This window comes from Sphingomonas sp. Leaf37, assembly GCF_920939475.1.
Taxonomy (GTDB): Bacteria; Pseudomonadota; Alphaproteobacteria; order Sphingomonadales; family Sphingomonadaceae; genus Sphingomonas.
The window spans coordinates 14,363-36,092 of the sequence record NZ_CAKLAX010000008.1; the positions used below are offsets into that span (position 1 = coordinate 14,363).

Annotated in this window: 23 protein-coding genes; 11 read left to right on the forward strand and 12 right to left on the reverse strand. The window is 63.2% G+C overall.

Annotated features, from left to right (window positions below; translation table 11 throughout):
* Nucleotides 1-13 precede the first annotated feature (13 nt).
* From LRA87_RS18110 to LRA87_RS18135, 7 genes are all read right to left on the reverse strand, one after another.
* Nucleotides 14-376, reverse strand: a complete 363-nt coding sequence (locus tag LRA87_RS18110) for a hypothetical protein (protein WP_230782492.1) — start codon at nt 374-376, stop codon at nt 14-16.
* Between the two features lie 338 nt (nt 377-714).
* On the reverse strand, nt 715-1,191 hold the full coding sequence (locus LRA87_RS18115; RefSeq protein ID WP_230782494.1) for a hypothetical protein: 477 nt from the start codon (nt 1,189-1,191) through the stop codon (nt 715-717).
* Nucleotides 1,192-1,293: 102 nt separating this feature from the next.
* Nucleotides 1,294-1,497 (reverse strand): hypothetical protein, encoded by a 204-nt coding sequence (locus tag LRA87_RS18120; protein WP_230782502.1) that lies wholly within the window; start codon nt 1,495-1,497, stop codon nt 1,294-1,296.
* A 218-nt stretch (nt 1,498-1,715) separates the two neighbouring features.
* Nucleotides 1,716-2,525 (reverse strand): hypothetical protein, encoded by an 810-nt coding sequence (locus LRA87_RS18125; RefSeq protein ID WP_230782504.1) that lies wholly within the window; start codon nt 2,523-2,525, stop codon nt 1,716-1,718.
* Between the two features lie 865 nt (nt 2,526-3,390).
* Complete coding sequence (locus LRA87_RS18130) at nt 3,391-4,344, reverse strand: replication initiator protein A (protein WP_230782512.1); 954 nt, start codon at nt 4,342-4,344, stop codon at nt 3,391-3,393.
* Between the two features lie 46 nt (nt 4,345-4,390).
* Complete coding sequence (locus tag LRA87_RS18530) at nt 4,391-4,684, reverse strand: ribbon-helix-helix domain-containing protein (protein ID WP_443024909.1); 294 nt, start codon at nt 4,682-4,684, stop codon at nt 4,391-4,393.
* Nucleotides 4,685-4,686: 2 nt separating this feature from the next.
* Nucleotides 4,687-5,334 carry a ParA family protein gene (locus LRA87_RS18135; protein ID WP_230782514.1) on the reverse strand — a complete coding sequence of 216 codons (648 nt, stop codon included), beginning with the start codon at nt 5,332-5,334 and terminating at the stop codon, nt 4,687-4,689.
* 268 nt (nt 5,335-5,602) lie between these two features.
* Here LRA87_RS18135 and LRA87_RS18140 point away from each other — a divergent pair, with 268 nt between their 5' ends.
* The 5 genes from LRA87_RS18140 to LRA87_RS18160 all read left to right on the forward strand — a co-directional run bounded on the left by LRA87_RS18140 (nt 5,603) and on the right by LRA87_RS18160 (nt 9,070).
* Complete coding sequence (locus LRA87_RS18140; RefSeq protein ID WP_230782516.1) at nt 5,603-5,935, forward strand: ArsR/SmtB family transcription factor; 333 nt, start codon at nt 5,603-5,605, stop codon at nt 5,933-5,935.
* Between the two features lie 10 nt (nt 5,936-5,945).
* Nucleotides 5,946-6,389, forward strand: a complete 444-nt coding sequence (arsC, locus tag LRA87_RS18145) for an arsenate reductase (glutaredoxin) (RefSeq protein ID WP_230782524.1) — start codon at nt 5,946-5,948, stop codon at nt 6,387-6,389.
* Nucleotides 6,389-7,672, forward strand: coding sequence for an arsenic transporter (locus LRA87_RS18150; protein ID WP_230782526.1), 1,284 nt, complete (start codon nt 6,389-6,391; stop codon nt 7,670-7,672). Before arsC ends, LRA87_RS18150 begins: the two co-directional genes overlap by 1 nt.
* Entirely contained in the window at nt 7,672-8,430 is a 759-nt protein-coding gene (gene arsH / locus LRA87_RS18155) for an arsenical resistance protein ArsH (RefSeq protein ID WP_230782528.1), read from the forward strand. The genes LRA87_RS18150 and arsH overlap by 1 nt, the downstream gene beginning before the upstream one ends.
* Before the next feature lie 451 nt (nt 8,431-8,881).
* Nucleotides 8,882-9,070, forward strand: a complete 189-nt coding sequence (locus LRA87_RS18160) for a hypothetical protein (RefSeq protein WP_041394287.1) — start codon at nt 8,882-8,884, stop codon at nt 9,068-9,070.
* 213 nt (nt 9,071-9,283) lie between these two features.
* Here the strand turns inward: LRA87_RS18160 and LRA87_RS18165 are convergent, their stop codons facing one another.
* On the reverse strand, nt 9,284-9,676 hold the full coding sequence (locus LRA87_RS18165) for a MerR family transcriptional regulator (protein WP_081974598.1): 393 nt from the start codon (nt 9,674-9,676) through the stop codon (nt 9,284-9,286).
* Between the two features lie 66 nt (nt 9,677-9,742).
* Between LRA87_RS18165 and LRA87_RS18170 the strand changes: the two genes are divergently transcribed.
* From LRA87_RS18170 to LRA87_RS18185, 4 genes are read left to right on the forward strand one after another with little or no spacing between them, the layout of a single operon-like run.
* Nucleotides 9,743-10,387 carry a cation diffusion facilitator family transporter gene (locus LRA87_RS18170; protein WP_041394289.1) on the forward strand — a complete coding sequence of 215 codons (645 nt, stop codon included), beginning with the start codon at nt 9,743-9,745 and terminating at the stop codon, nt 10,385-10,387.
* Between the two features lie 11 nt (nt 10,388-10,398).
* Entirely contained in the window at nt 10,399-11,679 is a 1,281-nt protein-coding gene (locus LRA87_RS18175) for a TolC family protein (protein WP_041394291.1), read from the forward strand.
* The gene (locus LRA87_RS18180) at nt 11,676-12,857 is read left to right on the forward strand and encodes an efflux RND transporter periplasmic adaptor subunit (protein WP_156340141.1); all 1,182 of its coding nucleotides are present in this window, start codon (nt 11,676-11,678) and stop codon (nt 12,855-12,857) included. Before LRA87_RS18175 ends, LRA87_RS18180 begins: the two co-directional genes overlap by 4 nt.
* A gap of 4 nt (nt 12,858-12,861) precedes the next feature.
* A complete protein-coding gene (locus LRA87_RS18185) occupies nt 12,862-16,056 on the forward strand; it encodes an efflux RND transporter permease subunit (protein ID WP_230782530.1) in 3,195 nt (1,064 codons plus the stop codon).
* Between the two features lie 79 nt (nt 16,057-16,135).
* On the opposite strand, the gene LRA87_RS18190 is transcribed toward LRA87_RS18185, so the two are convergent.
* From LRA87_RS18190 to LRA87_RS18205, 4 genes are all read right to left on the reverse strand, one after another.
* The gene (locus tag LRA87_RS18190; RefSeq protein WP_041394294.1) at nt 16,136-16,618 is read right to left on the reverse strand and encodes a c-type cytochrome; all 483 of its coding nucleotides are present in this window, start codon (nt 16,616-16,618) and stop codon (nt 16,136-16,138) included.
* A 12-nt stretch (nt 16,619-16,630) separates the two neighbouring features.
* On the reverse strand, nt 16,631-17,866 hold the full coding sequence (locus LRA87_RS18195) for a molybdopterin-dependent oxidoreductase (protein WP_041394295.1): 1,236 nt from the start codon (nt 17,864-17,866) through the stop codon (nt 16,631-16,633).
* A gap of 89 nt (nt 17,867-17,955) precedes the next feature.
* A complete protein-coding gene (locus LRA87_RS18200; protein WP_041394297.1) occupies nt 17,956-19,107 on the reverse strand; it encodes a TDT family transporter in 1,152 nt (383 codons plus the stop codon).
* On the reverse strand, nt 19,104-19,976 hold the full coding sequence (locus LRA87_RS18205; RefSeq protein WP_041394299.1) for a LysR family transcriptional regulator: 873 nt from the start codon (nt 19,974-19,976) through the stop codon (nt 19,104-19,106). The genes LRA87_RS18200 and LRA87_RS18205 overlap by 4 nt, the downstream gene beginning before the upstream one ends.
* 146 nt (nt 19,977-20,122) lie before the next feature.
* Between LRA87_RS18205 and LRA87_RS18210 the strand changes: the two genes are divergently transcribed.
* Both LRA87_RS18210 and LRA87_RS18215 read left to right on the forward strand, forming a co-directional pair.
* On the forward strand, nt 20,123-21,190 hold the full coding sequence (locus LRA87_RS18210; protein WP_041394301.1) for a sulfite oxidase: 1,068 nt from the start codon (nt 20,123-20,125) through the stop codon (nt 21,188-21,190).
* Complete coding sequence (locus LRA87_RS18215) at nt 21,187-21,699, forward strand: MgtC/SapB family protein (RefSeq protein ID WP_052075880.1); 513 nt, start codon at nt 21,187-21,189, stop codon at nt 21,697-21,699. Before LRA87_RS18210 ends, LRA87_RS18215 begins: the two co-directional genes overlap by 4 nt.
* Nucleotides 21,700-21,730: the final 31 nt, after the last annotated feature.

Below are 21,730 nucleotides of genomic sequence, written 5' to 3' on the forward strand. Positions count from 1 at the left end.
TTTTCAGGCGTCGCTACAGCAGGTCAATCCGGTTGGCGTCCGAAACCTGTAGACGACGAAAACCAGCCAAAAACCGATCCCAACCGATCCCACCAAAAACCGCAGAAATCCGCCATTTTTCCCCCGATAGTCGGTTGGGATCAAAAACAACTCTGTTGGGATCACATCGGGAAGGCCTAAGAAACGGCGGAAAACCGCCGAAAACGGCAAGCGCAGCTTGCGTAAGGTGTGCGTCTTGAACGTCCGAAATCATAGGCGTGGTTTGGTCACCGGTTGCGAGGCCGGAAGGAGATGATCCAGACTTGTTTTCAGCAGGGTGGAAAGCCGCCGTGAGGCGGAATATTCTGGATCGTTGATTGCCGGTATGGGCGATCACATTCGTGCGGTGATCGCAGGGCAGTACAACACAGTGCTCCTTCAATCTGCGGCACGGATCGCGCACCCCATGGCGTCACATATTCTAAGCCGTAGGACACTCCGAAATCCTGCAAACAAAGCCCACGATCATCGTTGCGGTTTCAGCGTCTCAGGCTGCGGAAATTGTTCATTCGAACCTCGCTGGCCGTGGCCGAGTGGCAGGCCGCTCGAACACGATTTCGATGTCCCCGACATTCTCCATATCGAGCGCATCAAGGATGCTGTCGCCGCGTTCGCCAGACTGATCCGCGTCGTCGTTCGAGGATGCCCCCCCACACCCGTTTTCCGGATCGGACATCACGCGATCGGCGACGCGGATGAAGACCCGTTTAGGCGCCCGCCCGCGTCGCTCAACGGTACGCCCGCTGCCGCCTTCCGGGCATCTTCCCGAGCCCCATGCTCGGCACGGACTGCTTCGATCATTTCGATCCGGCCCACCACCCGGTCCTGACCGCGTGGTGCGGCATCGCGCAGACGGATCAGGGCACCATCGATCAGCTCGTTACCCAACACGTTCCTCGCCCCGTCCAGCCATCGCTGCGACAGATACGGATGGCGATCGCACCAGAGCCGGCGGACGACCATCAGCCCTTGGTACACGACCGCCAGCAGGATCGGAACCAGCAGCCATCCGCCGAGATCGGACCGGTCGGTAACCGTCGCGACGGGGACCGCCATGACGGCGCTGCCGATGCCTATTGCAGTCGGCCAGAGTGAGGGTAACGGCCAGTTGGCGACGCCACTGCGAACGACGATCCGATCGATCAATTTCATGGGTTCCACGCTCCCTGAAATGCATGGCCTGTCAGCCGTATCATCAACCATACCTGGCCGTCTGCAAATGGCGTAGGACCGGCTCCAGCGACAGTTACGAGGTCATAGGCGTGTCGTGCCGGCGATTTCACGCCGCTCGTCGAGCGTTGCAAATCGATCCGATCGGACGCCTGCGACATGGTCCGGCGTACCGTGACCAACCGCGACAAGCGCGGCCCGAACGATGTCGCCGATTTCCCCCGACTGTGCTGCCGCTTCGAGGCTGGCGAGCATCGCGTAGGGCAGATCGATGATGACCGGGATCATCCATTCTCCCGCGGCAGTGCGCACCGGAAAACCAGGGGATCCGGGCGCATTCCAACTGCTCCCGGCAAAGAGCTGGCGGAGGTCGGTGGCGGGGTTGGCCGACAGACAGGGTGATGAGGCACTCGGACTGTCGGAAACAGTTGGACGAGGGCGTGGATGCACGATCAAAGGGCTTCTCCTTTGGTGGTTGGAAGCGTCACGTTATCGGGATTGAGAGGTCAGAGACCGTAGGTGCAGGGGGCGATGCCAGGGCGAGCCAGGACGGTGCGTTTCGACCAGAAGGTCGACTGCCCATTGGGGGTCAGTCGGACCGGCGGCACCGCGATCTCGACCATGGGTCCACGGATCTGGATCACGGTGCCGCAGTTCGTCTCCGTGCCAACGGCAAGGGTTCGCCGGAACGCCTCATTCGCCTTCTGCTCGGCAGCATCGTCGGCGCGTAGTTCCGCTTCCCGTCTCTCGAACGAAGCCGCCGTCGGGATGCGATCGGGGCGGTAGGCGTAGACGGCGGTGCGAGTGGCCATGAGCGAGATCTTGCTGAACAGCCTGGCGCCGAAATCACCCTTGGTCGCCAGTTCGGTGTTATCGAAGGTGATCGCGACGAAGCCGCCCATGACCTCGGACGGGCTGCGAGCACACACCGCCGAGAGCCCCGACCAGAAATGCTTGAAGTTGCCACGCGGTGGCAGCCTGCGGCCCAACACGCGCTCCCTGAAGCTTTGCGCAACCTTGCCATCTTCGGGTTCGAGATGGCCGCCCTCGGCGGTGCATTCCTGTGCGAACGCTGCCTGTGCCCGTTCTGCCGTCGCGGAGCCGTTTGCAGCCAGCTTTTCGGCGAAGAAACGATAGCCGATGATCTCGCTGCCATTGCGCGCCAGTGGATAAAGCTGCGGTGACGGATCGGAGAGCATCGACCCACTGGTCTTCACCTCGGTGTCACCCCCGATGGTCGTCAGAAAGTCGGCGATACCGGATGCTGGAACCCCACTTCCGGGGACCACTGCCAGCAAGGCTGTGGCGATCACCAAGAGCGTTGCCGAAGAACCTGGAACCATACCGACCTCCCCTGTCGTCAGGAGGCGGTTCCCGGCCCGTGGAGCCGGGTGTTAGGAACCCTGCATTGCACAAGGCGCCGCCACCTTTAGGCGAGCCCTGGACATGCGTGACGGCCACCCGGCCGACACCTGTTGTCGACCGGCTGCAATGACCTGAGGTTCCTACGCCTCACCGCCCGGGACGGACCGGGTGGCGTAACCCGGCTAACACGCTTGCCGCCGCGTGAGAATGGCAGACGGGCATCCGCTCGTTGTCAGCAAACAAAGTCCGTTACTATGCGGAGCACAAGGTCACCGGCCTCTACGATCCGGCGTGATCGCACGCACTTGTGAACTCCGGCGATAGCTCCAGGGAATGCCCCCACCCCGCCCTCTCAACGAGCGTAACACCGACAGGTACACACCGCCGGATCGGCTTGGCTTTTCCCGGAAGCCTGCGGCCGTCAGGCCGCTTCTGTGACGGCGATAGCCGGCACGAAACAAAGGCGTATTGCCCAGAAGGGCAATTCCGCAACCCCTTCGCTATCGTTCGAGCCGTGCCGTGAGGTTAAGTGATTCTGTTAAATAAGAATCGTTAAGAAGGTTAAGTGCGAGAAACTCGTCAAAAAACCGCCTTTATACAACACGTTGAGAAGGTGCCCGGTGTGTGATCCCACGTGATTCGGTGTGTGATCCCACGATAGTGCGGTGTGTGATCCCACGACGCTCGGGTGTGTGATCCCACGATGATTGCTTGCCTCTTTGCGGGTCGCTTATTGCTCGATCCACACTCTCAACGCCCGCTGGCCGCCTCCGCCTCTGATACGGATGGGCCTTGCGGTGTGTGATACCACGATAGTCAGCGTTCTCCGGCGAGCTTGTCCATCAGGTCATCCACCTCGGCGGAGCGGCGGCGATCGGCATCAAACCTGTTTCGCCGCTCTTGCTCGGCCTCCAACCTAGCTGTCAGCGCCAGCGCCTCCGCTTCTCCCCGAAGCCGGAACAGCACGGCAGGACTGCCATCGGCTGTTGCGGTCATCTGCATCGCATAATCAGGGAGCTGGTCAGCCTCCACCACCTTGCGGAGCATCCGGTTGAACTCTTTGGGTTTGCTGTCGCTACCAGTCTTGTCGCGCAGCACCTCGACGCGACACGTCCACCCGCCCTTCTGGTTGCCGGCATGCTTGCGCGCGATACGATACAGGGCGCGTTCCAGCCCCCCGGTCAGCAGGAAATAATCCTGGTGCATGGTGAGCAGCGACCGCTCCCCCATAATGCCCTCATATACCCAATCCGATAGCGTAATGGTCATCCCGCGCGGTTGATCGGTGTCCGGGTCCACCTCCAGCGTCCATTTGTCGAGCCAGTTGAAACCGGCCTTGGTCCTCCGCTTGGACGCGCGGATCGAGGTCGATATGGAAGTCGTCTGAAGCCGCTGGAGTGCGGCCTGCAACTCCTGATAGGCCCGGCCGCTGGTGTCGCGCTTGATCGCCCGCAACAGGTCGTAGGACGTCGTTTTAAGCGTCCGGGGAAGGTCGTTGACCCCCTGCTCCCGCATCCGATTGAGCGTGGACGCGGCCCATATCAGGATATCGGCGTCCCAGATCGTCGCCATGCCGTAGGCAGGAATCGCCTCGATCTTCACCCACGTCTCGCCGTCCGGGCTGCTATATTCAATCGGCTTTACCCGCTTGCGCTTCTGGAGTGAGAAAAACGGCCTCTCCATCGTCTCCCGCTGATCCTTCAGCGGGAGGTCGCCCATCAACGGGATAAATAGATCAAACTCGGGATTAGGATTCTGACGCTTGGTCATGCCGCTTCAATCCTGCCATCCTGCATAGTTGCAGATGTGCACATTATCATGCACGGCCGAATTGCTTGTCGGCATCATACTTGGCGACCAGTTCGCTGATCGCCTCGGCAAGTAGGTCTTGATGACTCCGCCGGGTCCGCGCTGCCAATACGCGAAACGCCTCCGCCGTAGGATCGGCCGGATCGAAATATGCGCCGAGGTGATACTTTCCCGGTCGCTTGCCACTCGACCGTGCTGCACTCGATGGCGAGGTCGGAGGAGCCGGCTGATGGTCCGGCTCTGGGTCGCGAGGGGAGGGAGACGCCACTGCCGGTCCCAACAGGGAAGTCCGTTTCGCCATAATCAAGCCTTCACATTTGCAGGTGTGCAATTCATCACATCATCAAACAAGTGTTTCTGCAAGGCTGCAATCTCTAAGGCAGCTTTGCCTTTCGGCTCATGCTCGATGACGCCCAAGCCGTAAGGCCATGCCGCTCGGTAGGCGCTGCGCTCCCGCAATACGGCACGCGCAACCCGTAAGCCGGTCGCCTCGGCAAGCGTTCTGGCATCGTCCAGCAATGTGGTTGCGGTAGGGGGTGCTGCATTCAGCACGACTACGCCTGTTCGCCCGGTACTGGTAATAAGCTGCGCCGTTCGCTTGATCGCATCAAGGTCGATCAAAGACGGACGACAAGGGATAACTACCAGATCAGCACGCTGCGCCGCTGCGGCGGCTTCCGCGCCCGCTGCCGGCGGTGTGTCGATGATCGTAAGCCCAAAGCCATTGGCCTCTGCGGCGTCGATCGCCTGATCGAGGCGGCGCGCACTGATCGGTTCGACGTGGGGTAATTCAGCTGTCCGTCGCTCGCTCCAAGCAGTCGCGCTCTCCTGCGGATCGAGGTCGAAAAGAGCGGTCTTTATCCCGGCCGCTTCGGCGGCAACCGCCAGATTCACCGCCAGCGTCGTTTTACCGACACCCCCTTTTTGCGCTGCAAGCGTGATAATATGCAAGTGTGCACACCTTCAATAAATATGGTTTGATGATATGCAGAATGGCAGGATCGCACAACTGCTATTGAGGTGTCTGATGTGCAGGGCAGGGGATTACGCCAACGACTGACCAGCCACGGGGTGTCGCATACGGTCGTCCCGTTGGGATCGGGAAACGGGAAAGCGCAAGCTTTCCCAAAACCCGTGCTCGAGAGTGCTCGGAGAAGCCTTTGGCCGCGGAACACGCCAAAGGGGTAGCACAACACCATATATCCGCTATGCTGGATATATGGAAAGCGAATCTGCTATCGTGGCGCTGGGAGCACTTGCGCAAAGCACGCGCCTTGATGTGTTCCGGCTGCTGGTACGGCACGAACCGGACGGCTTGGCGGCCGGCGAGATCGCCCGCCAGCTCGACGTGCCGCAGAACACCATGTCCGCGCATCTCGGCATTCTCGCGCGCGCCGGCATCGTGCGATCGGAACGGCATAGCCGATCGATCATCTACCGGGCCGATCTGGACGGACTGCGCGCGCTGACGCTGTTCCTCGTCAAGGACTGCTGCGCTGGCTCGCCTGAACTGTGTGCGCCGCTCTTGGCCGAACTCACCCCCTGCTGCTGAAAGGACGCCCATGACCCGGACTGGCCCGGCCGTCGATATCGTGATCTATCACAACCCCGATTGCGGCACGTCGCGCAACACGCTGGCGATGATCCGCAATGCCGGCATCCAGCCGCATGTGGTCGAATATCTGAAGACGACGCCATCGCGCGCGCTGCTGGTCGAGCTGATCGATCGCGCCGGGATCACGCCCCGCGATCTGCTGCGTGAGAAAGGCACCCCCTATGCTGAGCTGGGCCTCCGCGACACGTCGCTGTCCGACGACGCGCTGGTGGACGCAATGATGGCGCATCCGGTTCTCATCAACCGGCCGCTGGTCGTCTCGCCGCTCGGCGTGAAGCTATGCCGACCTTCGGAAGTGGTCCTCGATCTGCTGCCCGAGCCGCAACAGGGTGCGTTTGCCAAGGAAGACGGCGAAAAGGTCGTGGATGCCTCGGGTCAGCGCATCGCCTGATGCTGCTCGCGCTCGCTATCTTCGTCGCCACGATCGCGCTCGTCATATGGCAACCCAAGGGCCTCGGCATCGGATGGAGCGCACTAGGCGGAGCGGCAATCGCGCTGCTTGTCGGTGTCGTCTCGCTCGCCGACGTACCGGTGGTGTGGGGTATCGTCTGGAATGCGACCGCGACGTTCGTCGCGATCATCATCGTCAGCCTGTTGCTCGATGAAGCCGGGTTCTTCGAATGGGCGGCGCTCCATGTGGCGCGCTGGGGCCGGGGGCATGGCCGCCGGCTGTTCGTGCTGATCGTGCTGCTCGGCGCGGCGGTGTCGGCGCTGTTCGCCAATGATGGCGCTGCCCTGATCCTGACGCCGATCGTCATCGCGATGCTGCGCGCGCTGGGATACAAGGACAAGGCGACGCTGGCGTTCGTGATGGCGGCCGGGTTCATCGCCGATACCGCCAGTCTGCCGCTCATCGTCTCCAACCTCGTCAACATCGTGTCGGCCGACTTCTTCCGGATCGGCTTTGCCGATTATGCCTCGGTGATGGTGCCGGTCGATCTGGCGTCGATCGCCGCGACACTGGTCGCGCTGCTGCTGTTCTTCAGGCGTGACATACCTGTGAGCTACGATGTGGCGCAGCTCCGTGCGCCCGGTGATGCGATCCGCGACCGTGCCACGTTCAAGGCAGGCTGGGTCGTTCTCGTCCTGCTGCTCGCCGGCTTCTTCCTGCTCGAACCCCTCGGCGTACCGGTCAGCGCCGTGGCCGCTGCCGGCGCAGTCCTTCTGCTCATCATCGCCGCGCGCGGCCACGTCATCCAGACGCGCAAGGTGCTGGCCGGCGCGCCGTGGCAGGTCGTGATCTTCTCGCTCGGCATGTACCTGGTCGTCTACGGCCTGCGAAACGCGGGGCTGACCGGTCATCTTGCCGGCCTGCTCGATCGCACCGCGCAAGGCGGCGTGTGGGGCGCAGCGTTCGGGACAGGGATCATCGCCGCGCTGTTGTCGTCGGTGATGAACAACATGCCGACCGTTCTGGTGGGCGCGCTGTCGATCGACGCGACGCACGCCACGGGCGCGATCAAGGAAGCGATGATCTACGCCAACGTGATCGGGTGCGACCTCGGCCCGAAGATTACGCCGATCGGCTCGCTCGCAACGCTGCTCTGGCTGCATGTCCTCGGGCAAAAGGGCATCCGGATCGGCTGGGGCTATTACTTCAAGGTTGGCGCGACGCTAACGATTCCGGTGCTGTTGGTGACACTCGCCGCCCTCGCCATAAGGCTCAGCCTGTAATGCCGCTTCGCACGCTCTCCAATCCTGACCATCTGCCCGCCCTCGATCGCCGCTATGCGCTCGAGCGTCCCGCCCTCGGGTTAGGGGTCGATGATCCTCCCCCGCGCATCCTGCTGCTCTACGGATCGCTTCGGGAGCAATCCTTTTCCCGGCTTTGCGTCGAGGAAGCGGCGCGCCTGCTGCAATTCTTCGGCTGCGAGACACGCATTTTTGACCCCGCCACGCTGCCGCTGCCAGATCAGGTGACGGGAGACGATCACCCCGCCGTCCACGAGCTGCGGGAACTGTCGATATGGTCGGAAGGGCATGTGTGGTGCAGCCCCGAGCGGCACGGCCAGATTACTGGCATCATGAAGCTGCAAGTCGATCATCTGCCCCTGTCGATGGGCGGTATGCGGCCGACCCAGGGGCGAACGCTCGCCGTCATGCAGGTGTCGGCCGGATCGCAGTCGTTCAACAGCGTCAACACGCTGCGCGTGCTGGGCCGCTGGATGCGGATGGTCACGATCCCGAACCAGTCGTCGGTCGCCAAGGCGTTCAACGAGTTCGACGACGCCGGCCGGATGAAGCCGTCCAGCTATTACGATCGGATCGTCGACGTGATGGAAGAGCTGGTGCGCCTCACGATCTTGCTACGCCCGCACACCACGCAGCTTGTCGATCGCTATTCCGAGCGAAAGGAGGCAGGCATGCCGATCGATAGCGCCACAGACCTTTCGAGCATCGCAATCTCGCCAACGTACCGGAAAGGCGAGTAAAGTTCGCTTGGTGTGGCAAACCGCTCCTGAGACATTGTGCGTCACCGAGCGTGCTTCTAGACGCATCCAATGAAACGCCGGGCTCGCCCACTCTCCAAGATATTGCATTCCATGGCGTTTTTCGTCCTGGCGGTGATGTTGCTGGTCCGGCTTGGCCCGCTCTGCGAGACGATGGCGATGGCCGCGCCTCCGGCTGCGTCCGCTATGATGGACTGCGCCAGCAAATCAGCAGGCGCTCCCATCAAAAAGGCCCCTGCGTCGGCCTGCGCCATACCGTGCGTTGCGGTTGCCGGCGAAACCGTAGAGCATGTCGGGCTGGTTCCGTCCTCCCGTCTATCGCCTTGGCCGGCTCCACAGACCGGCCTTTTGGGCATGGCATACGCTCCGGCCACACCCCCTCCGCAAACCGTGTGACGTCGAACACCATCACACGTAAATTTCGGAGAATATCATGACCAAGTTCAAGCTCATCAGCGCTGCCTTCGCCCTCACCCTGTCGACTGGCGCATTCGCCGCTGTCGCCAATTGCTGCGCCGACATGGCGTGCTGCAAGGACGGTGCGGACTGCTGCAAGGATGGCGCAAAAGCCAAGGCTGCTGACTGCTGCGATCATGCCAAGGGCGGCATGAAGCACGGCTAAAAGCTGGATAGGGGCGGGCAACCGCCCCTATCTATTAGCCGGCTGCGATACGCCGCCACGCCACGGCTACTGATCGACTACATAGCTATCCAAGAATGGAACGGGCCGCTTACCAGCGCGTCCGTAAACGATTAAAAAATGGGAACACCCAAGCATCCCAAGCCGCGTCGCACGCGTCATGAGAGAAATATTTATCCTCGTTCAACCGTGGCATTAGTTGGGCACGGCAGTAATCGCTTCCATTACCCGGCAGTCGGCGATGCGTCCGCCATCGCAGGATCGTGTTGCAGCACTCAATGCGTCGCGAAGCGCGACAAGGCGTGTGATACGATCCTCCACGCTGGCGAGATGCCGACGGGCGATGGCGCCGGCCTGGTTGCAGTCCTGATCGGGATCGGCAGACAGGGCAATAAGCGATCGGATTTCATCTACTGAAAATCCTAGTTCCCGGGCATGGCGGATGAAGCCAAGCTGGCGAACCTGCCCCTCTCCATAGGTGCGACGGCCTCCAGACGTGCGGAGCGCTTCGGGCATGAGGCCGATTTCCTCATAGAATCGGATGGTGTTGATTTTGGTCCCTGTCCGCTTTGCCAAATCGCCGATCATCAACACGTTGCCACTCCACTAGAAACCGCTTGCTCCTACAGTGACTGTAGATCGTAGAGGCACGATATGAGTGCAAGTGAATCCTCTTCATGCGGTTGTTCCGGTGATACCAAACGAGCGGAGCGCGATCCCGCATATCGGCGCGCATTGTGGATCGTCGTTCTGCTTAATCTGGGCTTTGGTCTGGCTGAAATCGTCGGGGGGTTCCTTGCCGACAGCCAGGCATTGAAGGCCGATGCCCTCGATTTCATCGGGGACGGCAGCATCTCGCTCCTCGGATTGATTGCGCTGGGATGGACCGCTCGTGCCCGTTCTCAGGTTGCGCTTACACAGGGCATATTCCTTGGCGCGCTCGGGATAGGTGTCATCGCCTTCGCCCTTTGGCGTGCGATGAATGCAATTGCGCCAGAAGCCGAATTGATGGGCGCTATCGGGATCGTTGCGCTCATAGTGAACGTGACGGCTGCACTAGTTCTATCGCGATTTCGCGAAGGGGATGCGAACGTCACCGCTATTTGGTTGTTCAGCCGTAACGACGCGATTGCCAATGTTGCGGTGATCATCGCAGCCGCCCTTGTTGGCTGGACCGGTGCGGCTTGGCCCGATCTGGTCGTTGCCGGCGTCATCGCGCTCCTGTTCCTGCATTCGGCCTACGAAATTATCCGCAATGCGCGGCGCGAACTCCAATCAACGGCAAGGCCGTCGTCATAATGACTTACCCTATGAAGCTCCGGCACCGGTTGCCCTTCGTCCTGATCGCGGTCGTCGCCGTCGTTCCGTGCGTAGCGCACGCCCAATCGCAAACCGGTTCCGAAGCGACGGTCACCCCGGTACTGACGCTAGAAAAAATACTGGCGTTGGCGGAAGCGTCAGCACCGTCGCTAGAAGCAGCGCAGGCCGGCGTTCGGGCAACAGGTGCGGCGCGCGATGTAGCGGGGCTGCGCCCTAACCCTACGCTGAATGGCGGTCTGGAATATTTTGGGGGTTCGGGGGCATATCGCGGTCTTCGTAGCGCGGAAGCTACAGTCGGTGTTGCTCTACCTATCGAGCTTGGCGGCAAGCGTTCCGCGCGGGTCGGTGTTGCCAACGCACAAGGGGAGCAAGCTCGGCTCGCCCTGGTTATTGCTACGGCCGATATTCGGCTCGCTGTAACACAGGCGTATATCGAAGCCGTAGCAGCCGAGCGTCGCATCACGACTGCGCGCGAGCAAGCCGGCATTGCCGGGGAGGCGGCCCGCGCGGCGGGCATTCGGGTACGCGCGGGCAGGGCATCGCCGCTAGAGCAACAGCGTGCCGACGTGTTGCGCATCAATGCCGAAGCTGCGGTTGAACGTGCGCAGCGCCTGACGGAAGTCGCGCGGGGCAATCTCGCCCGGCGTATTGGTCAGCCCGTAACCGGCCCGCTCGACGTTGCCTGGTTCGATCGCGTGCAAGGTTACGGCCCCTCGATCGCGGCCAGTCCGGGCGGCACGCTGGCATTGTCTGCGGCGCGAGCCGCAGTGACGACGGCAGATGCGCAAGTGCGGCTTGCTCGCTCCCAACGCATCCCCGACGTGACCGTCAATGCCGGCGCACGCCGGCTCGATGCGTCGAACGATATGGCTGCGGTCGTCGGCCTCTCGATACCGCTTCCACTGTTCAACAACGGCCGGGCGTCGGTCGTTCAGGCGCGGGCGCAACGCGATCAGGCGGACGCGATGCGACGCGCGGCTGAGCTGGATGCGGGGCAGTCGATAGCCAGCGCGGAAGCGGAAGTGGCAAATGCCGCGACGACCGCTAGAACCACGGGTGGGCCGGTCCTGGCAGCAGCGACGGAAGCCGCGCGCATTGCCCGCATCGGCTACCGTGAAGGCAAGTTCGGCCAACTCGATCTTCTCGACGCCGAACGCACCCTGTCTGAAACCCGCACGGCCGCGATCGATGCGCTGGCGACCTACCATGATGCAAAGGCCCGGCTTGAGCGGCTGACCGCTGCCGCTCCCGAACTGGCGAAGGACCAATGATGACGAAGACCGGCGCGCGGGTCGTACTATCCGCTCTGCTTCCCCTGACGCTGCTTGCCTGTGGCGGGGGCGGGGAAAAGAAGGCCGACAACATGGCCGGCATGGAAGGGATGGAAAAGGGCGAAGGCGAGAAAGGCGAAGCCGGCAAACCTGCCGATAAAGACGCCGTAAGCCTTTCGGCCCAGCAAATCGCGGATGCCGGGATCGAAGTTGGTCGGCCTGCGATTGGCGGCGTTGCCGGCGCAATCGAGCTGCCGGCCTTGGTTCAGGGTGATCCGCAAGGGGTGCAGGTCGTATCCGCGACGATCGGCGGTCGTGTCGTCTCCCTTACCCGTAACCTCGGGCAATCGGTGCGCCGTGGCGATGCGCTTGCGATCATTGAAAGTCGCGAGGCCGCCTCATTAAACGCCGAGATTGAAGCCGCGCGCGCGCGCTCTGCGCTCGCACAATCGAACCTGCGCCGTGAGCAACGTCTGTTTGCTGAACGCGTCTCGCCGGAACAGGATCTCATCGCCGCTCGAACTGCTGCCACCGAAGCCAACATTGCGGTCCGCCTCGCCCAACAGCAGCTCTCGGCCACAGGCGGGAGCGGGGGTGCGCTGAACCGTGTGGCGATCCGCTCGCCCCTTTCCGGTCAGATCATCGCTCGATCGGCGACGCTCGGTCAGACGGTTGCGGCAGACGGCGAGCTGTACCGGGTCGCCAACCTCTCGCGCGTGACCATCGCTGCGTCACTCTCACCGGCTGACGCCGGCAAGGTAAAGCCTGGAACACGCGTTGAAGTCACCTCGGCCGGCCGCAGGCAGGAAGGTCGCGTGACCTTCGTGTCGCCCGCTCTCGATGAAACCACGCGGCTTGTTCAGGTTATCGCTTCCCTCGATAATGCGGGCGGCACTTGGCGGGTAGGGGAGCCCGTCACGGCCTCGATCCTGCTGCCCTCGATCGGGGATCACAGTATCACTGTGCCGTCCACGGCGGTCCAATCGGTAGAGAATAAGATGGTCGTGTTCGTGCGCACGCCTAGCGGCTTCAAGGCCGTTCCGGTGCAGGCAGGGCGTCGCAACGGCGATCAGGTCGTCATCACCTCTGGCCTGACCGGCAGCGAGCGTATCGCAACCACCAATAGCTTCACGCTCAAAGCCGAACTCGGCAAGGGCGGCGAAATGGACATGGATTGATCCAATGATCGGCCGTCTTGTAACTTTCGCGGTCGAGCGCCGCTGGCTCGTCCTGCTTTTCACCGGGATCGCGGCCCTGGTGGGTGCTCTGGCGCTGCAACGCCTTCCGATCGATGCCGTCCCTGACATCACGAACAATCAGGTTCAGGTCAACGTGATGGCCCCCTCTCTGTCGCCCGATCAGATCGAGCGGCAAGTATCATTTACGATCGAAACCTCGCTCGCTGGCATACCGGGTCTGGAATATACGCGCTCGCTCAACCGGAACGGCTTTGCGCAAATTACCGCCGTATTTTCCGATGCCACTGATATCTATTTTGCCCGCCAACAGGTGGCCGAACGGCTGCGTTCAGCGGAGGAACGCCTACCCCAAGGCATCATGCCGGAAATGGGGCCTATCGCTACCGGCCTTGGCGATATTTTCATGTGGACGGTCGAGCTTCGCGAGTTGGACAAGGTCCGGCATCGCGACGGGGAACCGGGGCTGCAACGTGATGGCAGCTATATCACGCCGGAAGGCGAGCACTTGGTCAGCGAAGATGACAAGGCCACTTACCTGCATACGGTTCAGGAATGGATCGTTGCTCCCCAACTTCGGGGTACGGCCGGCGTCGCCGGCATCGACTCCCTTGGGGGGTTCGATCGCCAGTATCTCGTCATGCCCGACCTTCAACGCCTAGCCGCGCTGCGCCTCACGATACAGGACCTCGCGACCGCATTGGAGCGCAGCAATAGCAGCATCGGCGCGGGCATCGTGGACAGTAACGGCGCGGGCCTTTTCGTCCGCTCCGACGCGCGCGTGCGAACCGCGAACGAACTGGCGCGGACGGTCGTGGCGACCCGCGAAAACGTCCCCATCACGCTCGATCAGGTCGCGACCGTCAAAGCAGGCCACGGCATTCGCACCGGCTCCGCTTCCGAAAACGGTCACGAGGTCGTGGTCGGCACAGCTGTCATGCGCATCGGCGAGAATAGCCGCACCGTCGCCACGGCTGTGTCCGATCGCCTGAAAACAATCAGCCGCTCGCTTCCGGCCGATATCATCGTGAAGCCGGTGCTGGATCGCACCAACCTCGTGAACTCCACGATCGCGACTGTCGGCCGCAACCTTGCGGAGGGCGCGGTGCTGGTCATCGTCGTGCTGTTCCTGCTGCTCGGCAATATCCGGGCGGCATTGATCGCGGCCCTGGTTATTCCTGTCACGGTGCTGCTGACCAGCGCCGGCATGCTACGTGCCGGGGTGTCGGCCAATCTAATGAGCCTCGGCGCGCTCGATTTCGGCCTGATTGTCGATGGCGCAGTCATCATTGTAGAAAATGCCCTGCGCCGCTTAGCGGAACGCCAACACGAGCTGGGCGAACGCCTTTCGCTAGAGGAGCGGCTTGCGATCGTCGCCGCGTCCGCGCGCGAAATGATCCGCCCATCGGTGTACGGGCAGGCGATCATCATCCTTGTCTATGCCCCGCTGCTCACCTTCTCGGGCGTCGAAGGCAAGATGTTCGAGCCGATGGCGCTTACCGTCATCATCGCGCTCGTGTTCGCCTTCATCCTGTCCCTGACATTCGTCTCTGCCGCCATCGCGGCATGGATTGGCGGACGCGTGGATGAGAAGGAAAGCCGGGTCATCGCAGTGCTGAAACAGCGCTACGAACCCGGCCTGGATGCCGCCATGCGACGCCCGAGCATAACGATCGGCGCTGCGGTTGTGGCTGTGGTAGCAGCTGTCCTGGCCTTCTCGACGCTGGGCCAAGAGTTTTTGCCTCAGCTTGATGAAGGCAACATCCTTGTTCAGGCGTGGCGGCCTGCGGGCACCTCTGTCAATCAGAGCCAGAAGATGCAGTTTGCAGTCGAGAAGATGATCGCTCGCGAGCCGGAAATTCGCTTCGCGTTCTCGCGTACCGGCACGTCCGAAATCGCCTCCGATCCGATGCCGCCCAATGCGACGGACACGTTCGTGATCCTCAAGCCACGCGACGAATGGCCTGATCCCAGCCTGCCTAAGACTGAGCTGGTCGAGCGCCTTGAAAAGAAGCTCAAGACCATTCCCGGCAATGGCTACGAGATCACGCAGCCTATCCAGATGCGCTTCAACGAGCTGATCGCGGGCGTCCGTGGAGACTTGGCGGTCAAGGTGTTTGGGGATGACTTCGGGCAGATGAACGCGACCGCCAATCAAATTGCGGCAGTCCTCCGCAAGATCCGTGGTGCGGCTGATGTGCAAGTTGAGCAAACCGAGGGCCTGCCGCTGCTCGATATTCGGCCGAACCGCGATGCGATGGCGCGTGTTGGTGTCACTGCCGGCGACGTGCAAGATACCGTTGCCGCGACGATTGGCGGTCGTGAGGCGGGCATGATCTTCGAGGGCGATCGGCGCTTCCCGGTCGTGATCCGCCTGGCGGAAACCGCACGGGCTGACCTACAGGCGATCGGGCAGATACCTATTCCTACGCCCAACGGCTCCTACGTCCCTCTGGGGAGCGTCGCGGACGTTGCTGTCGGGGATGGTCCAAACCAAATCAGCCGCGAGAACGGCAAGCGCCGCGTCGTGGTGCAGGCCAATGTCCGCGGTCGCGACGTTGCTGGCGTGGTGGCTGACGCGCAGGCCGCGATCGACGCGCAAGTCACGCTCCCTCCCGGCACCTACCTCCAGTGGGGTGGTCAGTTTCAGAATCTGGCTGCGGCGCGCGAGCGGCTGACGATCGTCGTCCCGATCTGCTTCGCGGTCATCATGTTGCTGCTCTATGGTGCTCTCGGCAGCGTCCGCGACGCGGCCCTGGTGTTTACCGGCGTTCCTCTGGCGCTGGTGGGCGGCATTCTCGCGCTCGTGTTACGCGGCATGCCGTTCTCAATCTCGGCCGCTGTCGGGTTCATTGCGCTGTCGGGTGTGGCTGTGCTGAACGGGCTGGTGATGGTTAGCTCGATTCAGGAGTTGATGCGGCAGGGTATGGCGCGGGCGCAGGCGGCGAGGGAGGGTGCTCTGACCCGTTTCCGCCCCGTCGCCATGACAGCGCTCGTTGCATCCTTGGGGTTCGTCCCAATGGCGCTCGGGCACGGCGCGGGGGCGGAAGTGCAAAAGCCGCTTGCTACGGTCGTGATAGGCGGCTTGATCTCCGCAACGTTGCTGACTCTATTCGTGCTGCCAACACTCTATGCGCGCTTTGGACAGGCACGGGCTGATCCGGTCCCACAAACCACCTGACGGACGTATTGCTTTTACGGATCGTCTCCCAACGGCTTTTCTAAGACGATGGTATTTCGGGATTATGGAAGTAGATCGGTTAGCCTGTTCCACCTGAGACACCGGGAGCCGCCTTGGGGTCGGGATCCTGCGCCTTGCCTGTCGCGGGTGCCGCCTTCTGGCTCGGCATAGCGATGAGATAGGCGACGATCGCGTCGACGTCCTTCTCGGCCACCGGGGCCTTGTACACCTTGCGCATCTTGGTGACGGTCGCCTTCCACTGATCCGCCGATAGCGATGGCTGGGTCAGCGCCATGCTGGCCGAGTGGCACGAAGTGCAGTTGGCGTTGATGACGTTGGCGTGCGGACCATCGGGATAGGTCGCTTCGTCGACCGGCAGGTCGACGCTGGTCGAGGCGAGCGAAAAGCCGCGGGCTGAGACGCTGGTGGGCGGTGCCGGCTCGGATGTCTCGGAGATCGGGGCAGGCGCCTTGCGGCTGCTCGGCGCCCCGATCGAGACGAGGATAATGCCGGTCAGGCCGATCAGGCCAGCGGCCATGATACCGGGAGACGGGGTCTTCATGCTACTCGCTCCTCAGGCCGCGATGATGGTGGTGGTCTCGATATTGCCGCGCATGAACCCGCCTGGGTTCCAGATCGGCTTCATCGGCTGAGCGACACCGTTGGCGTTCCAGCAGCGCACCATGATGGGGTTGGGACCGCGCCTAAGCGGCACGCGACCATCCCAGCGCCGGAAGCTATACTTGCCCTCGTCCGCTCCGAGCGTCGTCCTGTACCAGGTGCGGCCACCATCGGATGAGACATCGACCTTGGCGACGCCGCAGTCGCCGCCCATCGCGATCCCGCCAACCGGGATGGACGCTTCATAGGCGATCGCCTGGCCATCCGGCAGGCTGGTCATCCAGCTGCGCGGGATCATGCGATTGATCGGCACGGTCGGGAAGTCCTTGGCACCGGGCGCGACATTCGCGCCGGGTGTCGCCGGTATCTTGTAGGCCTTGGCCATCCAATACTGGTCGTCAGGGCCGGGCAGCACCTCGATCGCGTTCAGCATCTTGACCCAGTAGGTCGAATACCAGCCCGGGACGATCAGCCGGCAGGGAAAGCCGTTGAGGAGCGGCAGCTGCTCGCCGTTCATGCCGAAGGCGATCATCACTTCGCCGTCGCGGGCATGGTCGATGTCGAGCGCCTTCTCGAAGTCAGGGGCGCCCGCCACAACCGGCTGATCGAGCGCGCCGAAGCGCACCTGTACCGCGCCTGCCTTGACCCCCGCGAGGTTCAGCACGTCGCGCAGGCGCACGCCGAGCCATTTGGCATTGCCCATCGCGCCGTTGCCCCATTGCGCGCCGGCGACCCGGGGCTGGAACAGCCCACGGCTGTTGCCCGAACACTGGTTGATCGCCGCCATCTCGACCCGCGGCAGGCGCAGCAGTTGGGCAAGGCTGATCGACAGCGGTCGGTTGACGTGGCCGAAGACGTTGAGGCGGAAGCTCTCGACGTCGATCGAGGTTGGAATGTCGGCCCAGTGCCAGCGAACGAAGAACTGGTCGTTGGGCGTGAACACCGACTTGTCGAACACGTCCATCGGCGTCTCCAACAGCGGAGGATGGATGCGTTGAAGGATCATGCTGCCCTTGCCAGGAAAGGCGCTGGTCATCGGCCGCTCGGCATTGCCGCCAGGCAGCTTCAGGTCGACGAGCTGCTGCGCCAGCGCAGGTGCTGCGGCAAGGCCGGCGGTGCCGAGCGCCGTACGCCTGAGAAAGCGGCGACGGCTGGTTTTACTCGCCAGCGCGGCGTCAAAATTGTCCATGACAAGGCTCTCCTGTGGCCAGCCACGCTGGCGGATCGAAGCGGCGTTCTGCAAGTGATCGGACCGACTGATCCGATCATCAGGGTGGATCAGTTCGGGGTAGCGATGCAGGGCGAGACGAACAGGTTGCCGCGCCATGCTCCGGCGAGCGTCTTGGCACCGACCAGCAGCCACATCGCCGCGAGCGCGATCGTCAGCACCGTGCCGACGATACCGAAGAAGCCGAGGTTCAGCGTCGTACCGAGGCGGAAGGTGGCGACGGTGTAGACGCCGAGCGGGAAGGTATAGCCCCACCAGCCAAGGTTGAATGGGACGCCGGCGCGCCAGTAGCGGATGGTGATGAGCGTCGCGAGCGCCAGCCACCACAGGCCGAAACCCCACAGGCAGAGCCCGACGACGACGCCGATCCCTTGCGCGACGGTACCGACATCGACCAGCCCGTGCGCCGCGAGGATCGCCGGCGCATCCGCCCCAAGCACCAGCATACCCAGCGCCCCGGTGCCGATCGGCCCCAGCGCGAGCCAGGATGATGCCGCCATGCTCTCGTGCGGGAGCTTGTGGAGCGCCATGCGCAGGATCAGGATAGCGAGGATGCCAAACGCGACCGGCACCGAATAGGCCCACAGCACATACGAGGTCGCGAGCGTCACGATCTGCGCGTGGGGATCGACCAGATGCGGCGCGAGCAGCCCGCCGCTGGCACCCGCCACTTCCGCTGCGACGACCGGCAGCAGCCATACCGCGGTCATGCCGTCCAGGCTGTGCTCGTGGCGGGTAAACATCAGGTAGGGGATCAACACGCCGCAGGCGAGCGACATGGCGACGTCGATCCACCACAGGACGTGTGCGACCGGCACGATGCCGTTACCGAACCGCACGATCCCGAAGGCGAGGCATCCGTTGATGATCGTCGCCAAGCCCATCGGAATGGTCCCGATGAACATCGACACGGTGTTGTGGCCGAAGATGCGCCGTGCCTCATGCCCGAACATCGCCCAGCGCGCGCCATAGAGACCGGCGAACAGGATGAAGAGCGCGATGTTGAAGAACCACAACACCTCGCCAATCGGTTTGAGCGCGGGGCCGATGCCGGGCACCTGCGGCAGCGCGAGAGCGAGGATGCCGGTGCCCATGGTCGCGGCGAACCAGTTGGGCGTGAACTGGCGGATCATCTCGCGCGGATGGTCGAGCCGGCTGAGCGGCTTGAGGCCGGTCAGGACCGGAGGTGTTTTGGCAGTCATGCGACCTGCTCCTTGATAAGGTCCGTCAGCGCGTCCGCCGCGCGGGTACGATAGCGTTCCTTGTGGCGCAGCGCGTGGAAGGCGCGATCGGGCAGCCCCAGCGGCAGCTCGACCAGATCGCCCGCCTTCAACGCACGAGCGACGACCAATCGCGACAATACGGCGACGCCGGCACCGGCCTCGACCGCGGTACGCACCGCCTCGTTGGACGGCAGCGTCATCGCTACCGTCAGCTGGGCCGGATCAAACCCGCGCGTTCGCAGCACGTCCTCGAAGGTCGAGCGCGTGCCCGAACCCTGCTCGCGGACGATCCAGCGTTCAGCGCGAAGCCAGTCCTCGTCGACGCGCCCGGCGTCCTCACGGCCGACCAGCACCATCGGGTCACGCCCGACATTCCAGAGGGCGAGCGCCGGTTCGTCCACCTCGCCCTCGACGAAACCGAGCTCCGCCGCGCCGCTCAGGATCTGCGCTGCCGCACCTTCGGTGTTGTCGATCGCCAGTTCGACCGCGATCTGCGGGTGGCGTTCGTGGAAGGCGGCGAGCTTTGCCGGCAACCAGTAGCTCGCGATCGTCTGGCTTGCGACGATCCGCAACGAACCACGGGCAAGCCCGGCATAGTCCGCCAGCATCGTCTCGGCATGCGCTGCCCGCCCCAGCACCGCGCGCGCTTCCTCCAGAAAGCCGCGGCCTGCTTCGGTCAGCTGGATGCCACGCCCGACACGGTGAAACAGAGGAACCCCGTAGCGCGCCTCCAGAGCCGCGACCGCGCCGGACGCAGCAGACTGCGTGACGTTCAGCGCCTCCGCTGCCTTGGTGACGTGTTCGCGCTCGGCGACACCGACAAAGATTCTGAGCTGCTCCAAGGTCATGCAGCTTATATCGCGCACTCTGATCGATACGACCAACCGTTTGATCTGTTTATTTCAATCTGGATACCGGAACGATCGGTAATCCTTCGTCTGCGATAGTCTTGAAGACTTGAAGCGATCCGCGCGCTTGCGGCGTTGGTTCGTCCATGACTGATATGATCGAGCGCAAATCCGAGCCCTACAACGCCGAGCCGACGCCCGGCGCGCTGATCGAGCGGTTCCTGACGCCGCAGGCGCTGTTCTACGTGCGCAGCCATGGTGCGGTGCCTGATCTGCCTGCCGATCACCGGATCGAGGTCAGCGGGATGAGCATGGAAAGACGCTCCTTCTCGGTGGAGGAATTGAAGAGCGCGTTGGCCACGCGGACGGTGACGGCAGTTCTCCAGTGCGCCGGCAACCGGCGCACGGATCTCCAGCCGGTCGCAAAAACGTCCGGCGACCCCTGGGACGTGGGAGCGATCGGCAATGCGGAATGGACCGGCGTACGACTGTCCGACCTACTGGATGCCGTCGGTGCGCCGGATGCGTCCGACCTGTTTGTGGCGTTCACCGGCGCGGACGAGGTGGACGTCGAAGGCGAGGAAGCATTGTTCGGGGTCTCGATCGCCATGGACAAGGCGCGGCAACCCGACGTCCTCATTGCCTGGGCGATGAACGGCGAGCCGCTGACGCCCGAACACGGCGCACCGCTCCGCATGGTGGTGCCGGGCTATGCCGGGGTGCGGAGCGCCAAATGGCTGACACGGATCGAGGTGCGCGACACGCCATCCGACGCACCGATCCAGGCGCACGACTACAAGCTCTTTCCTGCCGATGTGACGAGCGACACCGTCGACTGGAGCCAGGGTCTGACCATCAATGCCATGCCGCTCAACGCCGCGATCTGCGTGCCCGGCTCTGGCGAAAGCCTGCCGGCCGGGGAGGTGCGGATCGAGGGCTATGCCATCGCCTATGATCGCCGCGTCTCTCGGGTCGAAGTGTCGATAAACGGTGGTCGCGACTGGCAACAGGCGACGTTCACCGATGATCCGGAGGCGCACTGGGGTTGGCGGCGCTGGACCCTCGACGCCACGCTCGTCAAGGGGCGCCAGCACCTTGTCGTGCGCGCCTTCGACGAGACTGGACAGGGTCAGCCCGAGCGGCCGGATACGATGTGGAACTTCGCCGGCTATCTGTGCACCGCCTGGCATCATGTGCACGTGCTGGTCGAATGATCGAAGCATCAGCGGCATCGGACCTCGGCTTTTGGATCGACGCGATCGGGCGGCTGGTGGTGGCGACCGCGGCTGGGATGGTGCTCGGCTGGGAACGCTCGCGCGAGAACCGGCAGATCATGGGCTTGCGGACGCTGGGCCTCGTCGGTCTGGCGAGCTGCATCGCCGTGCAGGCGATCGTGCACAGTGGCTTGCCGAATGTGAACGCCGATGCCGCAGGGCGGGCGATGCAGGGCATTTTGTCTGGCGTCGGTTTCATCGGTGCCGGTGCGGTGCTGCGGGTCGGCCAAGGTCAGGAAGTGCATGGACTGGCGACCGCCGCGTGCATCTGGGTGACAGCCACGATCGGCGCGGCAGCAGGGTTGGCGGTGTGGCCGCTCATCATCGGCGGGTTGAGCCTTGCGATGCTCGTACTGTTCGTCGGCGCTCCGCTCGAACGTCGCATTCGCGAGCGGGCCAGGCTGACTCCGGCAGAGGCCGACCGGAAGGATGCCGAGCGCAAGCCGTGATCCCGCTGGTCCGCCCAGTGCCTGTCGCGCT

Bases quoted from the DNA above. Each gene is read 5' to 3' on its own strand.
- LRA87_RS18115 (WP_230782494.1), bottom strand. From the start codon at position 1,191: ATGAAATTGATCGATCGGATCGTCGTTCGCAGTGGCGTCGCCAACTGG.
- LRA87_RS18120 (WP_230782502.1), bottom strand. From the start codon at position 1,497: ATGATCCCGGTCATCATCGATCTGCCCTACGCGATGCTCGCCAGCCTC.
- LRA87_RS18130 (WP_230782512.1), bottom strand. From the start codon at position 4,344: ATGACCAAGCGTCAGAATCCTAATCCCGAGTTTGATCTATTTATCCCG.
- LRA87_RS18530 (WP_443024909.1), bottom strand. From the start codon at position 4,684: ATGGCGAAACGGACTTCCCTGTTGGGACCGGCAGTGGCGTCTCCCTCC.
- LRA87_RS18140 (WP_230782516.1), top strand. From the start codon at position 5,603: ATGGAAAGCGAATCTGCTATCGTGGCGCTGGGAGCACTTGCGCAAAGC.
- arsC (WP_230782524.1), top strand. From the start codon at position 5,946: ATGACCCGGACTGGCCCGGCCGTCGATATCGTGATCTATCACAACCCC.
- LRA87_RS18150 (WP_230782526.1), top strand. From the start codon at position 6,389: ATGCTGCTCGCGCTCGCTATCTTCGTCGCCACGATCGCGCTCGTCATA.
- arsH (WP_230782528.1), top strand. From the start codon at position 7,672: ATGCCGCTTCGCACGCTCTCCAATCCTGACCATCTGCCCGCCCTCGAT.
- LRA87_RS18160 (WP_041394287.1), top strand. From the start codon at position 8,882: ATGACCAAGTTCAAGCTCATCAGCGCTGCCTTCGCCCTCACCCTGTCG.
- LRA87_RS18165 (WP_081974598.1), bottom strand. From the start codon at position 9,676: ATGATCGGCGATTTGGCAAAGCGGACAGGGACCAAAATCAACACCATC.
- LRA87_RS18170 (WP_041394289.1), top strand. From the start codon at position 9,743: ATGAGTGCAAGTGAATCCTCTTCATGCGGTTGTTCCGGTGATACCAAA.
- LRA87_RS18175 (WP_041394291.1), top strand. From the start codon at position 10,399: ATGAAGCTCCGGCACCGGTTGCCCTTCGTCCTGATCGCGGTCGTCGCC.
- LRA87_RS18180 (WP_156340141.1), top strand. From the start codon at position 11,676: ATGATGACGAAGACCGGCGCGCGGGTCGTACTATCCGCTCTGCTTCCC.
- LRA87_RS18185 (WP_230782530.1), top strand. From the start codon at position 12,862: ATGATCGGCCGTCTTGTAACTTTCGCGGTCGAGCGCCGCTGGCTCGTC.
- LRA87_RS18190 (WP_041394294.1), bottom strand. From the start codon at position 16,618: ATGAAGACCCCGTCTCCCGGTATCATGGCCGCTGGCCTGATCGGCCTG.
- LRA87_RS18195 (WP_041394295.1), bottom strand. From the start codon at position 17,866: ATGGACAATTTTGACGCCGCGCTGGCGAGTAAAACCAGCCGTCGCCGC.
- LRA87_RS18200 (WP_041394297.1), bottom strand. From the start codon at position 19,107: ATGACTGCCAAAACACCTCCGGTCCTGACCGGCCTCAAGCCGCTCAGC.
- LRA87_RS18205 (WP_041394299.1), bottom strand. From the start codon at position 19,976: ATGACCTTGGAGCAGCTCAGAATCTTTGTCGGTGTCGCCGAGCGCGAA.
- LRA87_RS18210 (WP_041394301.1), top strand. From the start codon at position 20,123: ATGACTGATATGATCGAGCGCAAATCCGAGCCCTACAACGCCGAGCCG.
- LRA87_RS18215 (WP_052075880.1), top strand. From the start codon at position 21,187: ATGATCGAAGCATCAGCGGCATCGGACCTCGGCTTTTGGATCGACGCG.